The sequence below is a fragment of the Pseudomonas sp. GYB4201 genome (assembly GCF_056312595.1).
Genome location: NZ_JBWGIG010000032.1, coordinates 23,261 through 47,570, shown reverse-complemented (window position 1 = coordinate 47,570; position 24,310 = coordinate 23,261). Strand labels below are relative to the sequence as shown.

Sequence of the window (24,310 nt, the reverse complement as noted above, 5' to 3'; positions counted from 1 at the left end):
CATGTTTGCGCTTTCCCCCGTGGCGCGCCGCCGTTGGCTGCGCTTTCGCCAGCACCGCCGTGGCTGGTGGTCGCTGTGGCTGTTCGTGGCGCTGCTGGGCCTGTGCCTGGGCGCCGAAGGGCTGGCCAATGACAAGCCGCTGCTGCTGGCCTGGAAGGGCAACTATTACTTCCCGGCGCTGGTGCGCTACACCGAGCAGGACTTCGGCGGCCAGCTGCCGTTCCAGCCCGATTACCGCGCCGCGTCCACGCGCCAGCTGATTGAAGGGCAGGGCGGCTGGATGCTGTTCGCGCCGGTGCCATTCGGTGCCGAGACGGTGAACTACGACCTTGCCGGGCCTGCCCCCAGCCCGCCGTCGAAAGACAATTGGCTGGGCACCGACGACCAGGCGCGCGACGTGCTGGCGCGGGTTATTTACGGCGCGCGGGTGTCGCTGCTGTTCGCCCTGGCGCTGACCCTGGTCAGCACCGTTATCGGCGTCACAGCCGGTGCGCTGCAGGGGTACTACGGCGGCTGGGTGGACCTGCTGGGCCAGCGCCTGCTGGAGATCTGGTCGGGACTGCCGGTGCTGTACCTGCTGATCATCCTGTCGGGCTTCGTCGAGCCGAACTTTTGGTGGCTGCTGGGCATCATGGCGCTGTTCACCTGGCTGGCGCTGGTGGACGTGGTGCGCGCCGAGTTCCTGCGCGGGCGCAACCTGGAGTACGTGCGCGCGGCACGGGCGCTGGGTGTCAGCGACGGCCGGCTGATGCTACGGCACATCCTGCCCAACGCCTTCAACGCCACGCTGACCTGGCTGCCGTTCATTGTCACCGGCGCCATTTCCACGCTGTCGGCCCTGGACTTTCTCGGCTTCGGCATGCCGGTGGGCACGGCTTCCCTGGGCGAGCTGATCGGCCAAGGCAAGAACAACCTGCAGGCGCCCTGGCTGGGGCTGACGGCGTTCTTCGCCCTGGCGCTGATTCTTTCGCTATTGGTGTTCATCGGTGAAGCCAGCCGTGACGCCTTCGACCCGAGTGCCTGACATGACCGACCCGCTTATCACCCTTCGGCAATTGCACGTGGCGTTCAGCGGCACGCCCGTGGTGCACGGCCTGGACCTGGACATCTACCCCGGCGAGTGCCTGGCGCTGGTGGGCGAGTCCGGCTCGGGCAAGTCGGTGACCGCCCATTCCATCCTGCAACTGCTGCCCAGGGCAACCACCCACACCCAGGGTAGCGTTCGCTACCACGGCGAGGAGCTGCTGGGCGCCAGCGCCAAGCGCTTGCAGGCGCTGCGCGGCAACCGCATCGCCATGGTGTTCCAGGAGCCCATGAGCTCGCTGAACCCGCTGCACACGGTGGAGAAACAGCTGGCCGAAACCCTGCGGCTGCACAAGGGCATGAGCGCCGGCGAGGCGCGCGCGCGCATCCTCGAGCTGCTGGAACTGGTGGGCATCCGCGACCCGCGCCAGCGCCTGGGCAGCTACCCGCACCAGCTGTCCGGCGGCCAGCGCCAGCGGGTGATGATTGCCATGGCCCTGGCCTGCGAGCCGCAATTGTTGATCGCCGACGAGCCTACCACTGCTCTTGACGTCACCGTGCAGCGGCGCATCCTGGCGCTGCTCAAGCACCTGCAGCAGCGCCTGGGCATGGCGCTGCTGCTGATCAGCCATGACCTCAACCTGGTGCGCGACATTGCCCAGCGGGTGGCGGTGATGCGCGGCGGCGAGATAGTCGAGCAGGGCGCCAGCGCCGAGCTGTTCGCCCACCCCCGGCACCCGTATACGCGGCAGCTGCTGGACGCCGAACCGGGTGGGCGGGTGCACGCCGACCCCGACGCGCCCCTGCTGTTGCAGGTGCGCGACCTGCGCGTGGCCTTCGCCCGTGGCGGCTGGCCGTGGCGCAAGCAGTGGCTGCACGGGGTGGACGGCGTCGATCTGCAGGTGCGCCGTGGGCAGACCCTGGGCATTGTCGGCGAGTCGGGCTCGGGCAAGTCCACCCTGGGCCAGGCGCTGTTGCGGCTGATCCCGTCCCAGGGCAGCGTGCAGTTCCAGGGCAGCGAACTGCAAGGCCTCGGCGCCCGCGCCCTGCGTCCCTGGCGGGCGCAGGTGCAGGTAGTGTTCCAGGACCCGTTCGGCAGCCTCAGCCCGCGCCTCAGCGTGCTGCAGATCATCGCCGAGGGGTTGCAGGTGCACCGGCAATTGCCGCCCGATGCCTGCGAGGCACTGGTGATCGAGGCCTTGCATGAGGTGGGCCTGGACCCGGATTGCCGGCACCGCTACCCCCATGAGTTCTCCGGCGGCCAGCGCCAACGTATTGCCATCGCCCGGGCGCTGGTGCTCAAGCCGCAGTTGATCGTGCTGGACGAGCCCACCTCGGCACTGGACCGCTCGGTGCAAAAACAGATCCTGGCGTTGTTGCGGCGGCTGCAGGCCGACCATGGCCTGGCCTACATTTTCATCAGCCACGACCTGGCGGTGGTGCGCGCGTTGGCGCACCAGGTGATGGTGCTGCAGGCGGGCAGGGTGGTGGAGTACAGCAGCACCGAGCGCTTGTTCACCCAGCCGCGCCAGGCCTACACCCGCGAACTGCTGAGCGCCGCCGCGCCTTGACCGAACCGCGTCGGGGCCGGACGCAGCCTGCGGCAGCTGCTACGGGGGTACGCACCTCCGCCGTAGCAGCGGCCGCGAGGCCGCGTCCCCAGGCACCGCGGTGTTGCAGTGGAACCGCGTCGGGGTCGGACGCAGCCTGCGGCAGCTGCTACGGGGGTACGCACCTTCCCCGTAGCAGCGGCCGCCAGGCCGCGTCCCCAGGCGCCGCGGTGTTGCGGTGGAACCGCGTTGGGGCCTGACGCAGCCTTCGGCAGCTGCTACGGGGGTACGCACCTTCCCCGTAGCAGCGGCCGCGAGGCCGCGTCCACAGGCGCCGCGGTGTTGCGGTGGAACCGCGTTGGGGGCGGACGCAGCCTTCGGCAGCTGCTACGGGGCGGGGAAATACGCACCCCCGTAGCAGCGGCCGCGAGGCCGCGTCCACGGGCGCCGCGGTGTTGCGGTGGAACCGCGTTGGGGCCTGACGCAGCCTTCGGCAGCTGCTACGGGGGTACGCACCTCCCCCGTAGCAGCGGCCGCGAGGCCGCGTCCACGGGCACCGCGGTGTTGCGGTGGAACCGCGTTGGGGGCGGACGCAGCCTTCGGCAGCTGCTACGGGGCGGGGAAATACGCATCTCCCGTAGCAGCGGCCGCGAGGCCGCGTCCACAGGCACCGCGCGGTGGGGGGAGGGCGGTGCGGGTGTCAGGCGTCCTTGAGCACCGAACGCAATATCGCGTCCAGGTCCAGCCAGGGGTATTGGTCCTGCTCGGTGCGCGCCGCGCAGGCCTTGGCGTGGGTGAATGGCGTGTACGCCTTGCTCGCCAGCTGCGATTGCCCGCACAGCGGGCACTGCAGGTGGTCGCCCAGCAGACGCCAGGCGCGGTCCCAGTTCTGCAGCTTGAGGGGTCTGTCTGGCACGGCATCATGCCCCGTCGACTTAAACGCTGAGCATGCACCTATCCGGCAGGGAAATGCCGGCCATTGGTCGGGATCAGCAAGTTTTCAGATCGCCGTTTCCTGTAAAAAATGCCACTGCACGCCGGCCTCGTCGACGCTCATCACCACCACGGACCAGCGCGCGGTTTCCACGCCCTGCAGCCGATGCACCTCGCGGTAGCGCAGGGTCACGCCGTTGCCGGCCTGCCACACGGCCTGCACGTCGCTGACTTGTATCTGCAACCCGGGCCTGGCGCCGGCGGCGCCCTGGAACATGCGTTCGACCTGCTGGCGGTTCACCTCGACGCCCTGGGTGGTGACCATGCGGAAGTCGTCGGCGAAGGCGGGCATCAGCTCGGTGATTGCCGCCTGGCCCTGGGCGGCGGTGAAGACTGTGTGAATCAGTTCATGTACGTGGTGCACGCTGTGGCAGGCGCGCTCAAGTTTAGTGGTTGGCACTGGAGTCCCTTCGGCAGATGGGTGAGCAGGATGTGACGTCAGTCTGCCACACCGCAGCGCCAGTGACGCGGCCTGGTGGCCGCTGCTACGGGAGCGAATTGGCGATGGCGGCGTTGAATGCCGGTAGGTCCTCGGGCGTGCGCGAGGTAATCAGGGTCCAGCCGTTGGCGCCGCATTGCTTGACCTCTTCGTCCACCCAGCCGGCGGCCTTGGCGTTGACCAGGTCGGTGCGCACGCTGGCGTAGGAGGTCAGCGTCTTGCCTTCGATGACGCCGGCGTCGATCAACACCCAGGGGCCATGGCAGATGGCGGCCACGGTCTTGCCGGCCTTGACGAATTCGTTGACCAGCCGCTGCGCGTCCTTGTCCTGGCGCAGGGTGTCGGCGTTGACGGTGCCGCCGGGGATCACCAGCGCATCGAAGTCGGCGCCTTTCACCTCAGCCAGGCGGGTGTCGGATTCCACCGTGCGGTCCTTCTCGGTGTCCTGCTGGAAGGTCTGGGTGGTGCCGCCCTTGATCGAACCGTGCACCAGGGTGGCGCCCAGGCCGCGCAGGGTGTCCAGCGGCTTGAGCAGCTCATCGCGCTCGATGCCGGTGTTGCTGGTGATGACCAGGATGCGCTTGCCTTGGAGTGGGGTGCCCATGGGGAATGTCCTCTGCCGGGGATAGGGAATTTTCAGTGAGGAGTACAAATGTGCTCCTGGCGTTCATGCCCGCCTTGATCAGCTTTCGGCAGGCTCCGACGATGCGGTTTCATCAGTGCCTTCGCGCGGGCTGGGGCGCTGGCCGGCCAGGCGCCATTTCACCTCGGTAATGCCGTAGCGCTCGGCCATGGGCCGGCTGACCTGGCGGGTCTGCTGGCGGCCGAACTTGGGGATGATGCCGACCCCTGCGTCGCAACTGGCCCAGTGCCAGGCCAGGGCGTTGTCCATTTTTTCCAGGCGGATGATGAACGAGGCCGGTTTGCCGTGTAGCAGGTATTCGATGACGTAGAGCTGTGGGTTCATGGGCGCCTCCATCGTGCCATGTGGGTGGGATCACGGCGGGGCGCGGTTGATTCAAAAAAAATGCAGGCAAATGCGATAAATGGCGTGTCTGCGCGGGTTCGCCGGATTCCTGACGCGAATCCGTGGTGCGCGCGGATGCGGCCTGGCGGCCGCTGCTACGGCGCAGATCAGAACCGATCCAGGCGGTAGGCGCTCGAAGCAGGTGGCTCGCCGCTGGCCAGCGCCGCAACCATCTCTGCCGTCAGCGCCGCCTGGGTCAGGCCCAGGTGCTGGTGCCCGAACGCCAGCAGCACCTTGCCGCCCGCCACCCGGTCGATCACCGGCAGGGAGTCGGGCAGCGACGGCCGGAACCCCATCCACTCGGTAGCGCCGCGGGCGTCCAGGTCGTGGCTGAACAGGCCCTGGCTGAGGCGGTGCAGCTGCCGCGCGCGGGCCATCGACGGCGGTGCGTCGAGACCTGCGAATTCCACCGTGCCGGCCAGGCGCAGGCCGCCCTCCATGGGGGTCATGATGAATTTGCGTTCCAGCGAGGTGACGGCGAACGGCAGGCGGTGTTGCTCGGCTGGCAACATCAGGTGGTAGCCGCGCTCGGTGTCCAGCGGTACCTGCTTGCCGGTGAGCCGCTTGACCAGCGGCGCCGAATGGGCGCCGCAGGCCAGCAGCACTTGGCGCGCGGCGATCGCGCCCTGGTCGGTGTTCAGCACCACGCCGCCGTCGTGCAGGCGGCCGTCGAGCACGCCATGCTGCAGGAACTGCACGCCGCAGCCCTTGGCTGCCTCCACCAGTTCGGTGAGCACGGTATAGGGGTCGATGAAATGCCCGGTGGCGGGGAAGAACAATCCGCCCAGCAGGCGCTCGCTCAATTGCGGCGCGGCCTGGCGCACGGCGTCGGTGGCCCAGAAGTCCACCGGCACCTGCTGCTGGCGCATGCGCGCCTGCAGGGCATCCAGGGCGGGGCGGGATTCTGGGCGCTCGAACACCAGCAGCGAGCCGTCTTCCTTCAGCAGGCCCGGCCGGTGCACGCTGGCCAGCAGGCGCTGCCAGGCGCCCAGGCTGCCTTCGTTGAGCGCGCGGATGCCGGCCACCGTGCGCTGGAACGGCGCCGGGCGCAGGTTCAGCAGCAGCCGGGTGAACCACGGCAGCGCCCGCGGCAGGTACTTCCAGTCCAGGCGCAGTGGGCCCATGGGGTCCATGAGCATGGCCGGCAGGCGCTTGAGAATCGACACGTCGGCGATGGGAAACACCTGCTCGGTGGCCAGGTGCCCGGCGTTGCCGTAGGAGGCGCCAAGCCCTGGGGCCTGGCGGTCGAGGACCAGCACCCGGCGGCCCTGGCGTGCCAGGGCCAGGGCGCAGGTGACGCCGATGATGCCGGCGCCGACCACGGCGACGTCCGCCGTGGTCGGTTCAGCGAAAGGCTGGGTCATGGCTCAAACCTCCCGCTGGCCGTCGACCAGCCGCCGCAGCTGCAGGTCGTTGGCAGCGCCAAGGGCCACGGGCAGCAGGCTGTCGGGGAAGTCCTGGTAGCACACCGGGCGCAGGAAACGCAGGATGGCCGCGGTGCCCACCGAGGTGCCACGGGCATCGGAGGTGGCCGGGAACGGCCCGCCGTGCACCATGGCGTCGCAGACTTCGACGCCGGTGGGCCAGCCGTTGACCAGCAGGCGCCCGGCCTTGCGCTCCAGCACCGGCAGCAAGGCGCGGGCCTGGGGCAGGTCGGCGTCGTCCAGGTGCAGGGTGGCCGTCAGCTGGCCTTCCAGGTGTTCGAGCACCTGGCGCATTTGCTGATCATCGTCGCACTGGACGATCAGCGAGGCGGCGCCGAACACTTCGGCTTGCAGCGCCGGGGCGGCGAGAAAGTCGCGGGCGTCGGCAGTAAACAGCTGTGCCTGGCCCTGGTTCGGCCCGGTGGCGGCCAGGCCCTGGCCCAGGGTGTGCGCCAGCGGGTGGCTGGCCAGCGCCGCGACGCCCTGCTGGTAGGCCTGGCAAATGCCGGGGGTCAGCATGGTCTGCGCCGGGGCGTCCTTGAGCGCCGCCACGGCGGCCGTGGCAAAGCGTTCCAGCGCCGCGCCACGCTGGCCGATGAGCAGCCCGGGGTTGGTGCAGAACTGCCCGGCGCCCTGGGTCAGCGAACCGACGAACGCCTGCGCCAGCGCTTCCCCTCGGGCCTGCAGGGCGGCCGGGAACAACAGCACCGGGTTGATCGAACTCATTTCCGCGTACACCGGAATTGGCTCCGGCCGCGCCTGGGCGGCAGCGCACAGGGCCAGGCCGCCGCTGCGCGAACCGGTGAAGCCGACGGCCTTGATGCGCGGGTCGGTGACCAGGGCGATGCCCACTTCACGGCCCGAGCCGAACAGCAGCGAGAACACGCCCTCGGGCAGCTGGCAGCGCTGCACGGCGCGGGCCACGGCCTGGCCCACCAGCTCGCTGGTGCCGGGGTGGGCGCCGTGGGCCTTGACCACCACTGGGCAGCCGGCGGCCAGGGCCGAGGCGGTGTCGCCACCGGCCACCGAGAAGGCCAGGGGGAAATTGCTGGCGCCGAACACCGCCACCGGGCCCAGGGCGATGTGCCGCTGGCGCAGGTCGGCGCGCGGCAGGGGCTGGCGCTGGGGCAGGGCGGGGTCGATGCGCGCGTCCAGCCATTCGCCGGCCAGCACCACGCGGGCGAAGGTGCGCAGCTGCTGGCAGGTGCGCCCGCGTTCGCCAAGCATACGTGTGCGCGGCAGGCCGGTTTCGGCCACCGCGCGGTCAATCAGGGTGTCGCCCAGGGCTTCGATTTCCTCGGCGATGGCTTGCAGGAAGGCTGCGCGGGCGGCGGGTGTCGTCTCGCGGTAGGCGTCAAAGGCGTCCCACGCCAGGGCGCAGGCCTGGGCCACGTGCTCGCGGTTGCCGCCCGGGTAGCCGGGTTGCAGCGGCTGGTCGGTGGCGGGGTTGATGGCGTAAACCGGGGCGCCGGTGCCGGCGACGGCGTGGCGGCCGATCAGCAGCTTGCCTGTCAGTGTCATGGTGCATCCTTAAAAAGTCACGAGGCCGGGCCCCAGGGCCCGGCGCGGCAAGGGTGTCAGGCCTGGTTCTGCTCGGCCGACCAGGCGGCGTACCACTGGCGGAACAGCGCGTACTGCTGTTCGGCGTAGCGGCGCTGGGCGTCGCTGAGCACGTCGGTGTCGTTGAAGTGCAGGCTGTATTCCAGGTCGCCGTTGAGCACCATCAAATGCTTGTAGTACAGCACCAGGTCGCAGCCTTCATCGAACGACGACAGCACCGCCAGCGCCGCCTCCAGCTCGCGGGCCAGGCGGCGGGCGCGGGCGTCGCCCTTGGCCGCCTGCTTGCTCAGCGCCACCAGGTGCAGCACCTCGCGCGGCAGGGCGTTGCCGATGCCGGTGATGGCGCCGGTGGCGTTGCAGTTGACGAAGCCGTGCACCACCTGGGTGTCGACGCCCACCATCAGGGTCACGTCGTCATCCTGGGAGGTGATGTTTTCCGCCGCGTAGCGCAGGTCGGCGGCGCCGCCGAATTCCTTGAAACCGATCAGGTTCGGGTGCTCGCGGCGCAGTTCGAAGAACAGCTCTGCGCGGGTGGCGAAGCCGTAGTAGGGGCTGTTGTAGATCACCGCCGGCAGCTGCGGCGCGGCTTTCAGGATGGCGCTGAAGTGCGCCTTCTGCGCGGCCGGCGAGGCGCCACGCGACAGCACCCGCGGAATCACCATCAGGCCCTGGGCGCCGACCTTGGCGGCATGGGCGGCGTGGGCCACGGCTTCGCGGCTGTTGACCGCGCCGGTGCCGACGATGGTCGGGATGCCGGCGGCCACCAGGCGCGCCACGCCTTCCTGGCGCTGGGCCTCGGTGAGCAGCGGCCAGTCACCCATGGAGCCGCAGTAGACCACGGCGCTCATGCCGGCTTCGATCAGTTGGCGACCCTTGGCCACCAGGGCGTCGAAGTCCGGGGTGCGCTCGGCGGTGCACGGGGTCATCAGGGCGGGCATGCAGCCGGTGAAGATGTTGTCGGTCATGGTGCGTTCTCCAGTAGTCAGTTGAGTGCGAGAAAAGTGGGCTCAGATGCCCCAGGCAAACGGGTCTTGCTCGTCGATCAGCAGGGTGCTGTCGGCGGTCATGTAGGCGCGGCCGGTGATGAACGGGCGAATGCGCTCGCCGTCCCATTCGAAGCGGCCTTCGAACTGGCTGCCGGTGATGCTCGCCTGCACCCAGCGCTCGCCCTCGGCCAGCTTGCCGTCGGCGGCCAGGCACGCCAGCTTGGCGCTGGTGCCGGTGCCGCACGGGGAGCGGTCGTAGGCCTTGCCGGGGCACATCACGAAGTTGCGGCTGTTGGCGTGCGGGTCGGCGGCGAACAGCTCCACGTGGTCGATCAGCGCGCCGCCTTCGCCGTGGATGCACTGGGCTTCCAAGGCCTTGAGCAGCGCCCAGGTGAAGGCGGTGAGGGCCTCGACGTTGGCCAGTTCCAGCACCTGGTCATGCTCGGCCACCAGGAAGAACCAGTTGCCGCCCCAGGCGATGTCGCCGTGCACCAGGCCATGGCCGGGCACCTGCACCGGCACGCGCTGGCGGTAGCGGTACGACGGCACGTTGCCGACGGTGACGGCGCCGTCGGCGTGCAGCGTGGCGCTGACCTGGCCCACCGGCGTGTCGATGCGGTGCTCGCCGGGGCCGATCAGCCCCAGGTGCTGCAGGGACGCCACCAGGCCGATGGTGCCGTGGCCGCACATGTTCAAATAGCCGCTGTTGTTGAAGAAGATCACCCCGCAGGTGGCGTCGGCCGACACCGGCGGGCAGTACAGGGCGCCCACCAGCACGTCGTTGCCGCGTGGCTCCAGCAGGCAGGCGCGGCGCCAGTGGTCATGCAGTTCGCGCAGCTCGTCGCGCTGGCCGGCGAGGGTGCTGGCGGTCAGCGCCGGGAAGCCTTGCATCACCAGCCGCGTGGGTTCGCCGCCGGTGTGGGAATCGATCACGTGTACCTGTTTCATGGGTGCGTCCAGGTTGAATTAACGGGTAGTGGTGTGGGGCAGGTGCGCCGGTTGCGCGCGGCCGGCGTGCTCCACCGCCTCGCTTTCGGCGTCGTCCGCGTCCAGGCGCACCAGGTGGGCCGGCACCCCGGTGGCGGCGCCCCAGTAGTAGATGACCAGCGCGCTGGCGGCCACGGCCAGGGTGTCGTAAGGGTGGCCGAGCACGCCCAGGCCGCCGAAGCTGCCCAGCCAGGAGAGCAAAATGGTCACGGCGTAGAAGCCGATCAGCCAGGCCGAGGAACGCACTTGTTGGCCGATGCTCAGGTGGTCGGTGGGCACCAGGCGCTGGCACAGCAGGTACACCACGAACATCAGGATTTGCAGGCCCAGCAGCCAGGACACGGTGCCCCAGCCCGACCAGTAGACGATCAGCGCAGCGACGATGAACGACACCGGGCCCAGCAGCGCGAAGCCTCTCACCCGGAACGGCCGTGGCATGTCGGGGGCGTTGCGGCGCAGGGCGGCCACCGAGATCGGCGCGATGGCGTAGCTCAGCACCAGGGCGGCGGACACCACGTTGATCAGCGCTTCCCAGGACGGGAACGGCAGGGTCCAGAACAGCGACAGGCCGAAGGTCAGCCACAGCGCCGGGCGCGGGATGCCGGATTTCTCGTCGATGCGGGTGAAGACCTTGAAGAAGGTGCCGGTGCGCGCCCAGCCGTAGATCACCCGCGGCGTGGCGTTCATGTAGATGTTGCCGCAGCCGCTGGGCGAGATCACCGCGTCGGCCACCACCAGGTAGGCCAGCCAGCCCACGCCCAGCGCCAGGGCGATGTCGCGGTAAGGCAGCGAGAAGGCCTTGCTGATGCCGGCCCAGCCCTGGCTGAGCATCTCGGTGGGAATGCCGCCCAGGAACGCTACCTGCAACAGCACGTAGATGCCGGTGGACAGCAGCACCGAGAGGATCAGCGCGATGGGAATGGTGCGTTGCGGGTTGCGCACCTCGCTGGCCACTGAGATGATCGGCGTCAGGCCCAGGTAGGCGAAGATGATGCCGCCGGCCGACACCGCCATTTCCACGCCGGACAGGCCGAACGGGGCGAAGCCGTGCACGGTGAAGTTGGCCGGCTTGAAGAAGGTGAACAGCACGCCGATCACCAGCAGCGGCACGATGAACTTGAACAGACTGATGAAGTTGTTGGCCTTGGCGAAGGTCTTGACGCTGTAGTAGTTCAGCGCGAAGAACAGGCACAGCAGGGCAAACTGCAACAGCCAACCCAGCAGGGTCGGGTTGCCGGTGCCCGGTTGGCTCAGCGCCGGCAGCCACGCCGCGGCGTACTGGCGGGCGGCGACCACTTCGATGGCCACCAGGCTGGAAAACGCGATCAGCGTGATAAAGCCCATCAGGTAGCCCAGCAGCGGGCCGTGGGAGAACACCGGGTAGCGCACCACGCCACCGGCGCGGGGCAGGGCGGCGCCCAGTTCGCAGTAGACGATGCCCAGCAGCAGCACCGCGAAGCCGCCCAGCATCCACGAGAAAATACCCGCGGGGCCGGCGATGGTGGACACGTGACTGGCCGCGAACAGCCAGCCGGAACCGAAAATGGCACCCAGCCCGATGAAGGTCAGGTCCATCAATGAGAGTTGTTTCTTGAACTTGCCTGTGCCGGACATGGCGTCGCCTTCTTGTGTGTTATTGGTCGGCAGGAGTGGATGTCGCCTTGCAGTTGTTATTGTTGGGCGGCGCCGCCTGGGCGCTTCCCGTGGGCTCTACAGTGAACCTTGCGGCGCCGCTTTACTTGATGCTTTTCGCCAGCGACGATGACGAAATCGGCACAATTGGCAGAATGGTTTCAGCCGCTGGACAGCGCTCGCCCAGTGCGGCAAGCTGGCCGGCCGCAGCGCTGCCATGGCGGTGCGTGCCGCCGTGAGGAGCCTGGTCCATGACCCTGGATGCACTGACGCTGCTGGGCCAGGGGCATCCCCTGGAACGCCCGCAAACACTGGATGAAATGCTCGCCGGCATGGCGCCCCTGCTGCCCATGCTCGACGTGATTCCCAACGCGGTGGTCTTCATCAAGGACCCCCAGGCGCGCTACCGCCTGGCCAACCGCACCCTGCTGCAGCGCTGTGGTTTCAAGCGCCTGCAGCCGCTGCTGGGCAAGACCAGCGCCCAGGTGTTCCCCGCACAATTGGGCCCCGGCTACACCGAGCAGGACCGCCGCGTGCTGGAGGAAGGCCTGGTGCTGGAGGACCAGCTGGAGCTGCACCTGTACGGCAGCCGCGAGCCAGGCTGGTGCCTCACCCACAAGCAGCCCATCTACAACCGCGACGGCGCCATCATCGGCCTGGCCGGCATCTCCGTGGACCTGCAGACCGCCAGCGCCAGCCACCCGGCGTACCAGCGCCTGGCGGCGGTGGACGAGTACATTCGCGGGCACTTCCAGGGGCCCATCAGCATGGCCGAGCTGACCCGCATTGCCGGGATCTCGGTGGCGCAGCTGGAGCGCTACTGCAAGCGCGTGTTCCACCTCACGCCGCGGCAGATGATCCACAAGGTGCGCCTGGAGCACGCCCATCGGCTGCTGCACAGCGAACTGCCGATCACCGAGGTGGCGATGCAGTGCGGCTACACCGACCACAGTGCGTTCAGCCGCCAGTTCAAGACGCTGACCGGGTTTACCCCGCGGCAGTATCGGCAGGCGACGGTTGCCCGGGGTGGTGGTGGGTTTTGACGCGGCCTGGCGGCCGCTGCTACAAGGGTGGTTTATTTCAAGGGAATGGTCATGACGTCAGGACAATGCCTGTGCGGCACCGTGCGCTTCAGCCTGGAAGCGGCGCCGCGAACCTTCTACCGCTGCCACTGCACCTTGTGCCGCCGGCAGACGGGCGTGGGGCATAACCTCGCTACCGTGGTGAAGGCCGCCGACTTCCATTGGCACGCCGGCGCAAGCGCCATCAGCACCTGGCAGAAGCCAACCGGCTACCGCAACGACTTCTGCGGCCAGTGCGGCGCCACCGTGCCCAACCCCCTGCGCGGCGAGCCGTATGTGTGGGTACCGCTGGGTCTGCTGGACGGCCCGCTGGAGGCCGAGTGCGTGGGCGACTACTGCACCGACGACGCCATGCCCTGGGACCAGCAACGCTGCGCCACCCACCACGCCGCCGCCCCCCAAACCCTCGACGCCCTGGTCCAAGCCCTGGCAATATCCCCGTAGCAGCGGCCGCAGGCCGCGCCAGGGGCATGATCCCCCAACATCCGTTCCAGGAGGGAACCATGACCGCACCCACGTTCGATAGCCCCATCCCCATCCTGCGCAGCTTCGATGAAGCCAAAGCCCGGGAGTTCTACCTCGATTTCCTCGGCTTCAGCGTCGAGTTCGAGCACCGTTTCGAAGCCGGCCTGCCGCTGTACCTGGGCATTCGCCGCGGTGCGCTGCAACTGCACCTGTCAGAACACCACGGCGATGCCTGCCCGGGGGCGACGGTGTTTATTCCGATGCACAACATAGAACAGCTGCGCGATGAGTTGCTGGCCAAGCGCTACGGCAATGCGCGGCCCGGTATCGTGCAGCAGGACTGGGGGCAGGTGCTGGAAGTGTACGACCCGTTCGGCAACCGTCTGCGGTTCTGCCAGATGTAAGGGTGGTGGGCGGGACGCGGCCTGGCGGCCGTTGTTACGGGGTATCTGGGAAATATTTTGAAACATTTATGACGGCCGCCAGTCCACTGCACACACCTGCCAAAGACGCCCCCATGAAAACACCCAGACCCTCCGCGCGCCTCGCCCCGCTCACCGAACTCCGCAACCTGAAAATGGCCCGTTCCGCCCACGCCTACGTGCGCGGCAGCACGGTGCAGTTCTACCAGTGGCTGCACAGCCAGCCGGGCAAGCGCCTGCCCAGCGGGCCGGCGGTGTGGATCTGCGGCGACTGCCACGCCGGCAACCTGGGCCCCACGGGCGACCTCAAGGGCAAGATCGACATCCACATCCGCGACCTCGACCAGACCGTGATCGGCAACCCGGCCCACGACCTGGTGCGCCTGGCGCTGTCGTTGGCCACCGCCGCGCGCGGCTCCGACCTGCCCGGCGTGGCCACGGCGAAAATGCTCGAAGAGATGATGCGCGGCTACGAACTGGCCTTCGAAACCAACGTCGACGAAGACCCGCCACGCCCGGCCCAGGTCAAGGCCGGCATGCGCAGCGCGGTGCAGCGCACCTGGAAGCACCTGGCCCAGGAGCGCATCGAGGACACCCGCCCGACCATCCCCCAGGGCAAGCACTTCTGGCCGCTGGCCAAGGACGAGCGCACGGCGCTGAAGAAGCTCTGCGCCAGTGACGACATCCACGCGCTGGTGACCTCGCTCAAAGGCCGCTCCAAGGATGACCGCGTCGAGCTGCTGGACTCCGCCTACTGGGTCAAGGGCTGCAGCTCCCTGGGCCTGCAGCGCTACGCGGCGTTGCTGAGCGTGGGCGATGACGACGACCCCGACTACTGCCTGATCGACATCAAGCAGGCCGTGGGCGCCGCCGCGCCGCGCGCCGCCCGCGCGTCCATGCCACGGGACAACGGCCAGCGCGTGGTGGAGGGCGCCCGCCACCTGTCACCGGGCCTGGGCAACCGCATGCTGGCCACGCGCATGCTCGACAACGGCTTCTTCATCCGCGAACTGCTGCCCCAGGACATGAAGCTGGAGCTGGACCAGCTCACCCAGGTCGAGGCCATGCGCGTAGCGGCCTACCTGGCGCGCGTGGTGGGCCTGGCCCACGCCCGGCAGATGGACCTGGCCACCCGCGCCGGCTGGATCAAGGACCTGCAACTGAACCGCTCGCGCACCCTGGATGCGCCGTCGTGGCTGTGGAAGAGCGTGGTGCAACTGGTGGCCAGCCATGAAATGGGCTATCTGGAGCATTGCCGGCGTTATGCGCTGGAGGAGGCCAAGCGGGCGAAGGCCGGCAAGTAGCGAGCGGGGTTCAGCGGCTCGGGCATGCGCCCTCGGGTTGGGCCATGACGGCGGGGCGCTGGCCCATCATCAGCAGTGCCACCAGCAGGGCCACGGCGGCGATGGCCGTGGCGATCAAGCCCAAGGCATCCAACCCCAGGTGCCGAATCCCCAGCCCGCCCAAAATAGCCCCCAGGCCAATGCCTGCGTTGGCCGCCGAAATGTTCAGCGAAGCGGCCAGTGCCTGGGCGCGGGCGCCAGCCTGCATCACCCGCACCTGGCACACCGGGAACAGCGCGGTGTAGCCGATGCCCCAGGCGACCAGCGCGACGATCAGCCAGGCGTGGTGCCCGGCGGCCGGGACCACAGCGAGCATGCCGGCGCCCATGACCAGCAGGAACAGCACCATGGCCCCCAGCGGCTTGCGGTCTACCAACTGGCCGCCCCAATGGTTGCCCAGCATGCCCACGGCGCCGAAGCCCATCAGCCACCAGCCGACCTGGCTGGCGGGTACGCTGGCCACGCGTTCAAGGATGTCGGCCAGGTAGGTGTAGGCGGTGAACATGGCCGTGAAGGCCAGCACCGACAGCAGCACGTGGGCCAGGAAGCGCGGCTGGCGCAGGATGGCAGTCTGTTTCTCGCCGTCGGCGGGCTTGGGTGAGGTGGGCAGGGTGGGCATGGCCAGGTGCATCAGCGCGGCGATCACCAGCGACACCGCCGCCAGGGCCCAGAACGTGCCGCGCCAGCCCAGGGTGTCGGCGGCCACGGTGCCCAGCGGCACGCCAAACACCAGGGCCGCGGAGATGCCCATGTACACTTTAGACACCGCCTTGCCGGCGTTGCCCGGGCCTGCCAGTTGCCCGGCGGTTTCGCTGGCGGTGCCCCAGAATACCGGCAAGGCCAGGGCGGGGATGAAGCGCGCCAGGGCCATGATCCAGATATTGCTGGCCAGCGCGGCCAGCACGTTGGAGGCGGCGAACACCAGCAAAATCACGGTGAACAGGCGCTTGCGCTCCACCTGCGCCAGGCGCGCGGTGAGCAGCGGGCCGAACAGCATCACGGTGAAGGCGAATAGCGTCACCAGCTGGCCGGCCACGGCGATGGACACGTCAAGGTCACGGGCCAGGGCCGGCAGCAGGCCGACGATGAGGAACTCGGTGGTGACGATGATGAACGCCGCCACGGTCATGATCAGAATCTGCAAGGCTGAATGGGCGGATGGCGTGGCCTGGGCCACGGTTGAGGACGGCATGACACTTAACTCCAGAAAGGTTTTGCCATAGCCTATTGGAGAATTGACGGCCTATTTGCGCCGTTTTTTACCAAATGTCTTGAACCCAGTTCAACAATGGAGCGGCGATGTTTTCCGCGGAACGGCTCAAGGGGGATGCCTGAGAAAAAATCCTGCTCCTTAAGCTCTGTACGAAAAATGATGCCGTAGACACCGCATGGCGCAAGCCAGAGTGACCATCGCGGCATAACTTTTTGCAAGCTTGTCGAAGCGCGTCACGATGCGGCGACTTTCCTTCAGCCAGCCAAAAACACGCTCGATGACGTTCCGCTTCCGATGTTTTGGCTTGTCAAATAATCTGGGGACGCCGGGGCCGGCTCGCGCTTCATGATCCGTAACGGAATCACCGGCTGCATTCGGAAACGATCACAGTAGCGACCTAACTCCTTGGCGTAGAAACGCCAATGAAGTAAAGCCGGCTCGCAACGCCGGGCTTTTTCTTCAAGGATCGGGTGAGGCGGGTGGCGCATTTCCACAAGTATTTTTATCATGCAGGTCATACGCCTCCACTTATCAAGAAAAAGAAAAGCAGCACCGCTATTGGTTGAGCTGGGATTGCAATCAAAATAATGAGGTGGGGCGTTTTTTTATTTAATGCCAGAAGCAGTAGGTTTGCTAATAGTAATGCTCCTGGAAGTATGATGCTGCTATAAAGCTGCTGCGCGTTTGGGTGGCCTGCTATATTTCGGGAGGCTAGTTCGAAATACAGGCTGATGCCTAGGTATAATATCAGCATCCAAATTGTTATGGATACTCCAAAGAAGGCTGTAAGTTTTCTCATTGTAAGGGGCCTGATAGGCTTCGTGAAACCTGCTCGCAAAAAAAATGTCCAACCAGCGTCTGTTTGGTTGTCGTCTTCTCGCAAGAGTTAACTGTTTGACGGATTGGGTTTTCTCCTGTAGGTACAAGATCATGAATCCCCACTGCAGCATAGGATGCACCTGGTGCCGAATAGTTTCTCATAGCATTGAATGCGTCCGCAGTCGAACAAAAAGTACAAAGTAGAACCAAAATATTGCAATAAACATCTTCCCAATCATGATGGCTTCCACTTTTTTCGGAGCCTGGGTTCGGTACCCAATTTTCGTCACATTTGGGATCCGCGTAGTTGGATCGGTATTGCCTGGGTATGCTCGAATGGTAGAGATAGATCCACAGCTATCTTTATTTATTGTTGGTTAATTCGGACTCGTGACGTATCCCGTTGGTATCAATCTTGCAGCACCATTTTACGTGAGAACTAAAATCGTTGTTGTCGTTCTTGGTTATCGTGCCGGTGGCGATTATATTGTCTAAGTTTCCTGACTGATCGAAATCTTCCTCGATTAGTATAACTATCATTCCCTCTGCTATCGTAACGATAGTGCCGTGAATATTGGTCTTTTCGTCGTGCTGCGAGAACATGATCGTCTCGAAGTCAATCATCTCATTAAAATCGACTCTGAATATGTTAGCTTTTGTGGTCATCTTTCGGGTGCTCTCAGGCTTTTGGACGGTGGGTTTGGTATTGTCGGGGTGAATAACCCTTGCAATTGCCTTGCGGTCAGATTTTTTGCTGTAATGTGATTCGGGTTTTTACCGTGCTGTCTTGAATTACCTCTTCATTAGCGGTTCTAATAAGACCAGCGTTTGATGCTCCAATAGCGTTGTTTTTCGAATGGAATTGATCATTCATCTATGGAAGCCCTTGGTGCACTTTTATCTCTCGTCACTGCAACGGTGGCGCCCAATACAGCTTCGGCGGTTCCTGCGGTACGCGCAGAGACGGCTCCAGAACCTCCTACGGTTGCAACAATTGCTTCGAACGCTTCGACTGCTGGGATAAGGAAGGCGAACTGCCCATTCGAGTGGATATAGCTCAGCGGATTAGCGTTTGCATATCCCTAAGTGTTGGCGCCGGCGACCACGCCGATTGGGTCGCTCTGCACGTATCGCCCAAGATTCGCCTCGTAATCCTTGAAGTAGTTGTAGCTCAACTGCGCCTGCGCGTCATCTGCCGCTGCCCGGTGGTGCCGCTGTAGTCGGTCTGACCGATCAATTCGCCACTGGGGCCGTAATAAAAGGTGCTGCCGGTTTGCAGTGCGCCGCAGGCCTGATACACCGCGTTCATCCGTCCGCTTTCATTATAGGTGTGGCGCAGCCAAAGCTCTTGAAATTGCCGGCGAGATGCGGGCGGTCACCTCGATAAGCGAAATTGCCCTGCATCTCGATGCGCCGCAAGCTATTCCTGATTCGGATTTTTCAATTTTTCCTTAACTATTTCGAGTAAGGATGGGGCAATGAGGATCCCTTTTTTTTGCGCTTTTTCTAATAGTAGCAAGGCTGTTTTAAGGTCCTTCTCTACCCCTGAACCATCCAAGTACATTAGCCCTAATCGGTACTCCCCACGTGGGTCTTCGCATTCGGCTGCGTAAGAAAACCACTTCGCTGACTCGGTATCATCTCGTTTGATGTGACGACCTTCGTAGTAGAGTTGTCCAAGGTTGAGGTATGCCTCGCATACTAGATTTTTTGCTGCCATCAAGTATAGATTGATGGCTTTCTCTATATCTATCGGTACGTATCTTCCTCGTAAGTAGTACGCGGCGAGGTTGTTCTGTGACCAGCCATCTCCTTGTCTGGCTGCCTTCTCCAAGAAAAAGACAGTCAGCATGTCGCTATGGCCTTGGAAAGAGGCTCCAAGAAATCTCAAGGTTCTTTTGGTAAAGGATTTTAACATTGTTTTGCTCCGCTAACTTTAATTGTGCAGGCCTATTTGGGTGGGGGCTCCAAGGGCTTCCTTCTTCCATTCGCAATATCAAAAAACTTTACGGCTGCATATGTTTTGGCTTTTGAAGTCATCAGAATGGTGCCTCTATAATTATTTCTGGCGGGGCAAGCTCTGGGAGTATCTCCGTTAAAACAACGACAGCCGGAATTCAGGCGTCGTAGGCGTAGTGGGTGATGTCGGATACGTCGGCACGGGGCCATCGACGCTGGCGATCTGGCTCAGGTCGGTGTAGGTGTAGGCACTGGTACTGTAGGCGTGGGCCATGACAGATGATAGTGAGCGCGCCCAGGCAGCGACCAGCAGTCGTTTGCGAAAGGCAGAAAATGCCATGTTCAGGTCCTTCTGAAGGTCGTTTGCACGGCTGGGGTCGCGCCCGACTTTACGGGTTGTAAATGAGCATTCCGAGCCTGTTTTCAACGCAGCGTGGGCGAGCTGGGATACATTTCGTACAGAGTCAAATAAGCTGGTGGCAATAGGCTTAGTCGTTGTGTTTGATTTATTTGCTCAAAAGTTTTTTTAATAATGTGTGGCTGTCAGTGTATTCTATGTCTGCGATTTTCCAACCTTTTGAGGTTTTGGTCATGTCATACGAAACTCTAATTTTTTCATGATTTGCTGGGTAGGAAAATTCTACATCAATGCTTGTAGGGGTGGCGCGCTTGATGCTCAGTTCAGAGGCGGAGGAGTCTTGTGATGCAAATATTGGATTAAACTCCAATTTGCATAGCTTGCCTGGTTTTTTTTTAACGCAATCGGCTTCTTTTAGAAAAAGTAGCACAAGTTCGTTGTCAAAATATTTTGCAAGAATCTCCTTTGGTTGCATTAAAAGAGTAGGGCCTAGGAATTTTTGGGCATCGTCTGGTGATGCGAATAGTGCCTCCCAACCAAAGTCATGATATAGCCGATAAACAACAGGTGCTGCCTCGCTTTCTTGTGGGTAAGCTGGTTGCGAGAATGAAAGCGTGAGCCACGCGAATGCGAAGTTTAAAAGCGCCGTTTTTCGTATGCAGGATGACCTTTTGGTTTTCATGTCGTTGGCTCGGTGCTCTATAAGTTTGATAGATCGAATTTCCATACCCTGTACCTTCAGGTGGCATGGAAAACCAGTGGCCATACCTAATTTTCTAGCAAAGCTGTTCGAGTTATAACCTGAGGGGGTCGAAAATGCCTTGCGGTAGTAATGTATACCATAGCGATTTGTGTTGGGGGCAATATTTTGAAAACGGGGGGCATGTTTCTGATCAGCCCTAAGCGCCATTTCTGACGGTATTTCTGTCAATTATCTTGGCCGAACGCTTTACGAAACAGTGCTGCTCCACCAAAAGATATAGCTCTGCCGCACGTGACGGCGAAGCAATGGACTGGTTTTGAAGGTAAGTTGTACTTGACATTATCTTAGCCTGGAACCATTAGGGTTAATAGCCTCTTCATCTTTGTGGGTGGGGTAGTAAATCTTTTTTGTGTCCAAATTGTAAAACAAGGTCCCGTGAATGCCATTCGCCAATTTTTTGTTTACTCTCCGTGTCCAGATCTTCTCAAATGCTTTGTCCAGTTCCTTTTGATTTGCATACGCGAGAACTTAATCAATAAAAGCAATGTCGGTTCCGGTGGGAAAAATCAAATCGAATTGTTCGTCGGTGGCTGAAAAAACATCGTATACGCAATTTGCTGCGCTAGATATTATTTGTATGTTTTTCATGCGGCTTCCACTTTGTTTTTTAGTTGTAAAAATATTGCGATAATCCCCTGTGTGTCACCAGCAGCATCTTTCCAACCATGGCTGGCTGAGCCTTTTTCGGGGTTTGGGTTCGGTACCCAATTTTCGCCGCGTTTGGGATCTGTGTAGCCATCCTCTTCGCTAGGTCTTCCCGGTGCTTTTGGCCCGGTTGGATCATAAGCATTAGCAGGGGGGGCATACTGGCAGCGGCCTGCGCAATGATTCATGGCAGGGCTTACGAGCGAGGTATTCGGATATAGAAGGCTAGCTGTGCTCGTCACCCTTCCACCAGATTTTGGAATGAGTCGTGGAAATTTCGCTATATTTTGCCAAGAAGGAAGCGCGATTGTTTCCAAGCCCAAAGGGTTGGTGTAATAGCCCGGGTTTCCCACGGCATAACTGTATGCGTTTATTCCGCCATTTAGCGTACTTGGATCACTCTCCACATATCGCCCCAGATTCGCGTCATAATCCGTGAAGTAGTTGTAGCTCAACTGCGTCTGCGCATCATAGTACTGCCTTGGGACGCGCAGGGGGAATATGCGTGGCCACCCCATCGCCGTCCACGTCCTCATTGGGCAGCGCCGCGCCGAAGGCGTCGCTGTTCCAGGTCCACACCACAGCTTGCTGATTGGTGGCGATGCGCGGGGCGTTGAGGTGGTCAGGGTGCAGGTAAAGGATCTGGCCACCGCTCAGTGCGCCCTGGGTGTAGTTCACCTCGACTTGAGCGAGGGGCAGGCTGTCCAGCCACACCCAGTAACGGGTCATCAGCCGCTGCCCGGTGGTACCGCTGTAGTCGGTCTGGCCGATCAGTTCGCCGCTGGGGCCGTAGTAAAACACGCTGCCGCTCTGCAGTGCGCCGCTGGCGGGGTCATAGGTCAGCTTCAGGCTGCGCTGCCCCAGTGCGTTGTAGCTGTACACCGCCACCCGCTGGGCACCGGCTTGGTACACCGCGTTCATCCTCCCGCTTTCATCATAGGTGTAGCGCAACCCGGTAGTGTGCTGCTGCAGGTTGCCGGCGGCATCGTAGGGCAGGGTGAGGTTGTCAAGCGTGGCAGGGCACCTTCCGATCAAGATCAAAATGGCTCATCGTCCTCAGCGACATCACCTCCCTTACGCTTTCGTTCACGTGTCTTGATCTTTGTCCGGTCAGCTAAGGTGCTGTGTTGCAGGCGGTAGGAGTCATTGCCCGTTTCGACGATGTGGCAGTGGTGCGTCAGTCGATCCAGCAGTGCAGTGGTCATGTTGGCATCGCCGAACACGCTCGACCATTCCGAGAAGCTGAGGTTGGCCGTGATGACTACGCTGGTGTGCTCGTAAAGCTTGGACAGAAGATGAAACAGCAGCGCGCCACCGCTCGGGCTGAAAGGCAGATAGCCCAGCTCATCCAGGATGACGAGGTCTGTGCGGAGCAGCCCCTGTGTAATCCGGCCCGTTTTCCCATCGTACTTTTCACGCTCCAACAGATTGACCAGGTCTACCGTGGAGAAGAAGCGGACTCGCTTGTTGTGAACGGTGATGCCGGATATGGCCAGCGCGCTGGCCAAGTGTGTTTTGCCGGTTCCAGGCCCGCCTATGAACACCACGTTTTGGGCCGTCTCTGTAAACTCCAGGCTCGATAGCTCCCTAACCAGGCGGGCATCAGCGCTGGAAACGCTGAAGTCAAAGCCCGCTAAATCACGGTGCATCGGAAGCTTGGCCATGTTCATCTGATGGTTCACAGAGCGCACGGCGCGATCTGCCTGCCCCTGTTGGAGCAGATGCTCAAGCAGCCATTTTGAGGATGCTGTCGATGCTTCCCCCTGAGCAGCCAATTCTTCCCAAGCGTGCGCCACCCGCTCCAGCTCTAGGGCATCTGACAACATAAGCCCCTTGTATTGCGGGTGCGGCAGCTCACTCCGGAGAGTTCGGCAGCGTTGGCCGAGCCAGATATTCAGGTCATCGAAGGTATGAAACAGGCAGTCTTGAGCATCGAGCCAGATACGCCGCCGACTGTCTTGGACGTTCTTCTCGACGATCCCTTTTTTCCAGCCCGAAGCCACGTTGCAGAAGTCTGGGTCGAACAGATAATGCACGCACATCACCGAAAAGCGGGCATTGACCGTCCGGCCTTTACCCTTGCTGACCTTGTCGACAGCCGTTTTCATGTTGTCGTAAATGCCGCGACGAGGAACGCCGCCCAATGCCCCAAACGAGCGAGTATGGGCACCAAACAGCATCTCGTGACCTAGGCTGGGATAGGCCACCAGCCAAAATGCGCGGCTGGCACAGAGCTTCATGTGGGAGACCTGGATCCGCCTGAACAGCCCGCCGATCAACAGACCTTCTTCACTCCAGTCGAACTGGAAAGCCCTCGCTCAACGCGAACGTCAACGGTACAAAGGCTCGCAGGGATTTTCCCTGCTCGCCGCGCCACGCGCGGATGAATGCGGTTAGCTGACTGTAGCCGCCGTCGTAGCCCGTGCCTTTGATCTGCTCGAAGTGAGCCTTGGCGGTTCTGCGGTTGTGTTTTGCCCGGAGTGAATCGGCTTTGAGTGCCTGTTCCAGCGTTTCGTGGAAAGGACTGAGCTTGTTGAAAGCGGATTGGCGCTGGTACACCGGCTGTTTGGTTTCGGGGGCTCTGACCCACTTTCGGATGGTGTTTCTGGACAGCCCGGTACGCTTCGCTATTTGGTGAAGCGACAGCTTGTCGCGGAAATACATCCGCCGAATTTTTCCCATCATTTCCATGCTGATCACCTGGTGTTCTCCTGCTCGGAAAGTGAGCAGAAGCAGTTGAACACCTGGGTCAGTCTTCAGTCGGCAGAACAGCCTTTAATGGGTCAGTTTTCGGTCAGCGGCAACACTCTATGAGGTCATCGAGGAATGTTTCGATTCGGCGCGTAGCAAGATATTGGACGTCAAGGACGATGACTACCTGCTTCGACATGACATTGACGAAATCCTGGACAGCAGCCGACCGTTGGATGCACACCTTGATCGCTTTAGGTTCGTCCTGTTCGTTGGATATGACTCGTGCCTGGTCACCGATCTTGAAACACCGGGGCACGAGGACGGCCTGCAGCAGGAAACGGCAGCACTGTTTGAGCAATTCGCCGCTGACCTTGTAGGGGGGGCTCCGTTCGGGTAGCTGAGCGTCCAAATCTTTCTCTACCCCCGCTCCAAGCCTACAAAAGCTAGCTAGATTGGTCGAAGAAAAAGTGAGGGTGTAATGGTCAACTGATCCCGGACACTGTGTTAAATTTTTCCTCAGCGAGCTCAGGCGGCAACTCATGGATAAGTGGCACGTCATTATTAACCTCTCTCCGTTTCATCGCGATGGCAAAGACGCGCCAATAGAGTTTCAACTCGGAATAGCTACGCTGCAAGCGAGCCTTTCCCAGCATATAACACACTGATCCATGTTTCTTTTTTTCGTCACATTAGCGAAATTTGCGTGTAATTATTAAATTCGATGCATGCTTCTAAGAAAGCAATTTGTTGATTTGCTGTACGTATTCGAACACTTGACGTCGTCGTGTCACGATGAGTCTCCTAGCACCACGCGCTCACGAACAGAAAGAGATAAACTTATAATTAATTGTTATTATAAATATTAATTTCATAAGGATCATTGTCCTTGACAGAAAGATTTAAAACGGGCAACACTTTACGCCATT

The 24,310-nt window shown here is 62.6% G+C and carries 23 protein-coding genes and 3 pseudogenes; 6 read left to right on the top strand and 20 right to left on the bottom strand.

Annotation, left to right across the window (positions count from 1 at the left end; translation table 11 throughout):
* The first annotated feature begins 1 nt into the window (after position 1).
* Complete coding sequence (locus AC0Z2B_RS24620) at positions 2 to 1,024, top strand: ABC transporter permease (protein WP_476300069.1); 1,023 nt, start codon at positions 2 to 4, stop codon at positions 1,022 to 1,024.
* 1 nt (position 1,025) lies between these two features.
* The gene (locus AC0Z2B_RS24615) at positions 1,026 to 2,594 is read left to right on the top strand and encodes an ABC transporter ATP-binding protein (RefSeq protein ID WP_476300067.1); all 1,569 of its coding nucleotides are present in this window, start codon (positions 1,026 to 1,028) and stop codon (positions 2,592 to 2,594) included.
* Positions 2,595 to 3,273: 679 nt separating this feature from the next.
* On the opposite strand, the gene AC0Z2B_RS24610 is transcribed toward AC0Z2B_RS24615, so the two are convergent.
* The 9 genes from AC0Z2B_RS24610 to AC0Z2B_RS24570 all read right to left on the bottom strand — a co-directional run bounded on the left by AC0Z2B_RS24610 (position 3,274) and on the right by AC0Z2B_RS24570 (position 11,603).
* The gene (locus tag AC0Z2B_RS24610) at positions 3,274 to 3,489 is read right to left on the bottom strand and encodes a hypothetical protein (protein WP_416423886.1); all 216 of its coding nucleotides are present in this window, start codon (positions 3,487 to 3,489) and stop codon (positions 3,274 to 3,276) included.
* Positions 3,490 to 3,573: 84 nt separating this feature from the next.
* The gene (locus AC0Z2B_RS24605) at positions 3,574 to 3,966 is read right to left on the bottom strand and encodes a DUF4440 domain-containing protein (RefSeq protein ID WP_476300064.1); all 393 of its coding nucleotides are present in this window, start codon (positions 3,964 to 3,966) and stop codon (positions 3,574 to 3,576) included.
* An 85-nt stretch (positions 3,967 to 4,051) separates the two neighbouring features.
* A complete protein-coding gene (locus AC0Z2B_RS24600; protein WP_476300062.1) occupies positions 4,052 to 4,609 on the bottom strand; it encodes a type 1 glutamine amidotransferase domain-containing protein in 558 nt (185 codons plus the stop codon).
* A gap of 78 nt (positions 4,610 to 4,687) precedes the next feature.
* Positions 4,688 to 4,972, bottom strand: coding sequence for a DUF6555 family protein (locus AC0Z2B_RS24595; protein WP_476300060.1), 285 nt, complete (start codon positions 4,970 to 4,972; stop codon positions 4,688 to 4,690).
* A 167-nt stretch (positions 4,973 to 5,139) separates the two neighbouring features.
* Positions 5,140 to 6,396, bottom strand: coding sequence for an NAD(P)/FAD-dependent oxidoreductase (locus AC0Z2B_RS24590; protein ID WP_476300057.1), 1,257 nt, complete (start codon positions 6,394 to 6,396; stop codon positions 5,140 to 5,142).
* Between the two features lie 3 nt (positions 6,397 to 6,399).
* The gene (locus AC0Z2B_RS24585; RefSeq protein ID WP_476300055.1) at positions 6,400 to 7,977 is read right to left on the bottom strand and encodes an aldehyde dehydrogenase (NADP(+)); all 1,578 of its coding nucleotides are present in this window, start codon (positions 7,975 to 7,977) and stop codon (positions 6,400 to 6,402) included.
* 56 nt (positions 7,978 to 8,033) lie between these two features.
* Entirely contained in the window at positions 8,034 to 8,981 is a 948-nt protein-coding gene (locus AC0Z2B_RS24580) for a dihydrodipicolinate synthase family protein (protein ID WP_476300053.1), read from the bottom strand.
* A 42-nt stretch (positions 8,982 to 9,023) separates the two neighbouring features.
* Complete coding sequence (locus AC0Z2B_RS24575; RefSeq protein ID WP_476300051.1) at positions 9,024 to 9,950, bottom strand: 4-hydroxyproline epimerase; 927 nt, start codon at positions 9,948 to 9,950, stop codon at positions 9,024 to 9,026.
* A gap of 18 nt (positions 9,951 to 9,968) precedes the next feature.
* Positions 9,969 to 11,603: an APC family permease gene (locus tag AC0Z2B_RS24570; RefSeq protein ID WP_476300048.1), complete on the bottom strand. Its 1,635-nt coding sequence runs from the start codon at positions 11,601 to 11,603 to the stop codon at positions 9,969 to 9,971.
* A gap of 269 nt (positions 11,604 to 11,872) precedes the next feature.
* Between AC0Z2B_RS24570 and AC0Z2B_RS24565 the strand changes: the two genes are divergently transcribed.
* The 4 genes and pseudogenes from AC0Z2B_RS24565 to AC0Z2B_RS24550 all read left to right on the top strand — a co-directional run bounded on the left by AC0Z2B_RS24565 (position 11,873) and on the right by AC0Z2B_RS24550 (position 14,894).
* Complete coding sequence (locus AC0Z2B_RS24565) at positions 11,873 to 12,664, top strand: helix-turn-helix domain-containing protein (RefSeq protein ID WP_476300046.1); 792 nt, start codon at positions 11,873 to 11,875, stop codon at positions 12,662 to 12,664.
* Positions 12,665 to 12,715: 51 nt separating this feature from the next.
* Positions 12,716 to 13,147, top strand: coding sequence for a GFA family protein (locus AC0Z2B_RS24560; protein ID WP_476300044.1), 432 nt, complete (start codon positions 12,716 to 12,718; stop codon positions 13,145 to 13,147).
* A gap of 47 nt (positions 13,148 to 13,194) precedes the next feature.
* Positions 13,195 to 13,572, top strand: a pseudogene (locus AC0Z2B_RS24555) (glyoxalase superfamily protein); the annotation flags it as partial.
* Between the two features lie 113 nt (positions 13,573 to 13,685).
* On the top strand, positions 13,686 to 14,894 hold the full coding sequence (locus tag AC0Z2B_RS24550) for a DUF2252 domain-containing protein (protein WP_476300042.1): 1,209 nt from the start codon (positions 13,686 to 13,688) through the stop codon (positions 14,892 to 14,894).
* A 10-nt stretch (positions 14,895 to 14,904) separates the two neighbouring features.
* Here the strand turns inward: AC0Z2B_RS24550 and AC0Z2B_RS24545 are convergent, their stop codons facing one another.
* The 11 genes and pseudogenes from AC0Z2B_RS24545 to istA all read right to left on the bottom strand — a co-directional run.
* Positions 14,905 to 16,125 (bottom strand): MFS transporter, encoded by a 1,221-nt coding sequence (locus AC0Z2B_RS24545; protein ID WP_476300040.1) that lies wholly within the window; start codon positions 16,123 to 16,125, stop codon positions 14,905 to 14,907.
* 159 nt (positions 16,126 to 16,284) lie between these two features.
* Positions 16,285 to 16,547, bottom strand: a pseudogene (locus tag AC0Z2B_RS24540) (transposase); the annotation flags it as partial.
* A gap of 113 nt (positions 16,548 to 16,660) precedes the next feature.
* Complete coding sequence (locus tag AC0Z2B_RS24535) at positions 16,661 to 16,945, bottom strand: hypothetical protein (protein WP_476300038.1); 285 nt, start codon at positions 16,943 to 16,945, stop codon at positions 16,661 to 16,663.
* A 1,191-nt stretch (positions 16,946 to 18,136) separates the two neighbouring features.
* On the bottom strand, positions 18,137 to 18,274 hold the full coding sequence (locus AC0Z2B_RS24530) for a hypothetical protein (RefSeq protein WP_476300037.1): 138 nt from the start codon (positions 18,272 to 18,274) through the stop codon (positions 18,137 to 18,139).
* Between the two features lie 111 nt (positions 18,275 to 18,385).
* Complete coding sequence (locus AC0Z2B_RS24525; protein WP_476300035.1) at positions 18,386 to 18,883, bottom strand: tetratricopeptide repeat protein; 498 nt, start codon at positions 18,881 to 18,883, stop codon at positions 18,386 to 18,388.
* 177 nt (positions 18,884 to 19,060) lie between these two features.
* Positions 19,061 to 19,264: a hypothetical protein gene (locus AC0Z2B_RS24520; RefSeq protein WP_476300033.1), complete on the bottom strand. Its 204-nt coding sequence runs from the start codon at positions 19,262 to 19,264 to the stop codon at positions 19,061 to 19,063.
* 166 nt (positions 19,265 to 19,430) lie between these two features.
* A complete protein-coding gene (locus AC0Z2B_RS24515; RefSeq protein WP_476300031.1) occupies positions 19,431 to 20,009 on the bottom strand; it encodes a hypothetical protein in 579 nt (192 codons plus the stop codon).
* 620 nt (positions 20,010 to 20,629) lie between these two features.
* Positions 20,630 to 21,145 carry an RHS repeat-associated core domain-containing protein gene (locus AC0Z2B_RS24510; protein WP_476300029.1) on the bottom strand — a complete coding sequence of 172 codons (516 nt, stop codon included), beginning with the start codon at positions 21,143 to 21,145 and terminating at the stop codon, positions 20,630 to 20,632.
* Positions 21,146 to 21,158: 13 nt separating this feature from the next.
* Complete coding sequence (locus tag AC0Z2B_RS24505; protein ID WP_476300027.1) at positions 21,159 to 21,725, bottom strand: hypothetical protein; 567 nt, start codon at positions 21,723 to 21,725, stop codon at positions 21,159 to 21,161.
* A 2-nt stretch (positions 21,726 to 21,727) separates the two neighbouring features.
* Positions 21,728 to 22,486 carry an IS21-like element helper ATPase IstB gene (istB, locus tag AC0Z2B_RS24500; protein ID WP_476300107.1) on the bottom strand — a complete coding sequence of 253 codons (759 nt, stop codon included), beginning with the start codon at positions 22,484 to 22,486 and terminating at the stop codon, positions 21,728 to 21,730.
* Positions 22,487 to 23,381 (bottom strand): annotated as a pseudogene (gene istA / locus AC0Z2B_RS24495) (IS21 family transposase); the annotation flags it as partial. It abuts the gene before it with no gap.
* Between the last annotated feature and the right edge of the window lie 929 nt (positions 23,382 to 24,310).

Coding starts and splice junctions, on each gene's coding strand:
- AC0Z2B_RS24550 (WP_476300042.1), top strand. CDS start 13,686: ATGAAAACACCCAGACCCTCCGCGCGCCTCGCCCCGCTCACCGAACTC.
- AC0Z2B_RS24615 (WP_476300067.1), top strand. CDS start 1,026: ATGACCGACCCGCTTATCACCCTTCGGCAATTGCACGTGGCGTTCAGC.
- AC0Z2B_RS24515 (WP_476300031.1), bottom strand. CDS start 20,009: ATGGAAATTCGATCTATCAAACTTATAGAGCACCGAGCCAACGACATG.
- AC0Z2B_RS24580 (WP_476300053.1), bottom strand. CDS start 8,981: ATGACCGACAACATCTTCACCGGCTGCATGCCCGCCCTGATGACCCCG.
- AC0Z2B_RS24620 (WP_476300069.1), top strand. CDS start 2: ATGTTTGCGCTTTCCCCCGTGGCGCGCCGCCGTTGGCTGCGCTTTCGC.
- AC0Z2B_RS24570 (WP_476300048.1), bottom strand. CDS start 11,603: ATGTCCGGCACAGGCAAGTTCAAGAAACAACTCTCATTGATGGACCTG.
- AC0Z2B_RS24520 (WP_476300033.1), bottom strand. CDS start 19,264: ATGGCATTTTCTGCCTTTCGCAAACGACTGCTGGTCGCTGCCTGGGCG.
- AC0Z2B_RS24565 (WP_476300046.1), top strand. CDS start 11,873: ATGACCCTGGATGCACTGACGCTGCTGGGCCAGGGGCATCCCCTGGAA.
- AC0Z2B_RS24585 (WP_476300055.1), bottom strand. CDS start 7,977: ATGACACTGACAGGCAAGCTGCTGATCGGCCGCCACGCCGTCGCCGGC.
- AC0Z2B_RS24535 (WP_476300038.1), bottom strand. CDS start 16,945: ATGAGAAAACTTACAGCCTTCTTTGGAGTATCCATAACAATTTGGATG.
- AC0Z2B_RS24545 (WP_476300040.1), bottom strand. CDS start 16,125: ATGCCGTCCTCAACCGTGGCCCAGGCCACGCCATCCGCCCATTCAGCC.
- AC0Z2B_RS24575 (WP_476300051.1), bottom strand. CDS start 9,950: ATGAAACAGGTACACGTGATCGATTCCCACACCGGCGGCGAACCCACG.
- AC0Z2B_RS24590 (WP_476300057.1), bottom strand. CDS start 6,396: ATGACCCAGCCTTTCGCTGAACCGACCACGGCGGACGTCGCCGTGGTC.
- AC0Z2B_RS24530 (WP_476300037.1), bottom strand. CDS start 18,274: ATGAACGCGGTGTATCAGGCCTGCGGCGCACTGCAAACCGGCAGCACC.
- AC0Z2B_RS24595 (WP_476300060.1), bottom strand. CDS start 4,972: ATGAACCCACAGCTCTACGTCATCGAATACCTGCTACACGGCAAACCG.
- AC0Z2B_RS24600 (WP_476300062.1), bottom strand. CDS start 4,609: ATGGGCACCCCACTCCAAGGCAAGCGCATCCTGGTCATCACCAGCAAC.
- AC0Z2B_RS24525 (WP_476300035.1), bottom strand. CDS start 18,883: ATGTTAAAATCCTTTACCAAAAGAACCTTGAGATTTCTTGGAGCCTCT.
- AC0Z2B_RS24560 (WP_476300044.1), top strand. CDS start 12,716: ATGACGTCAGGACAATGCCTGTGCGGCACCGTGCGCTTCAGCCTGGAA.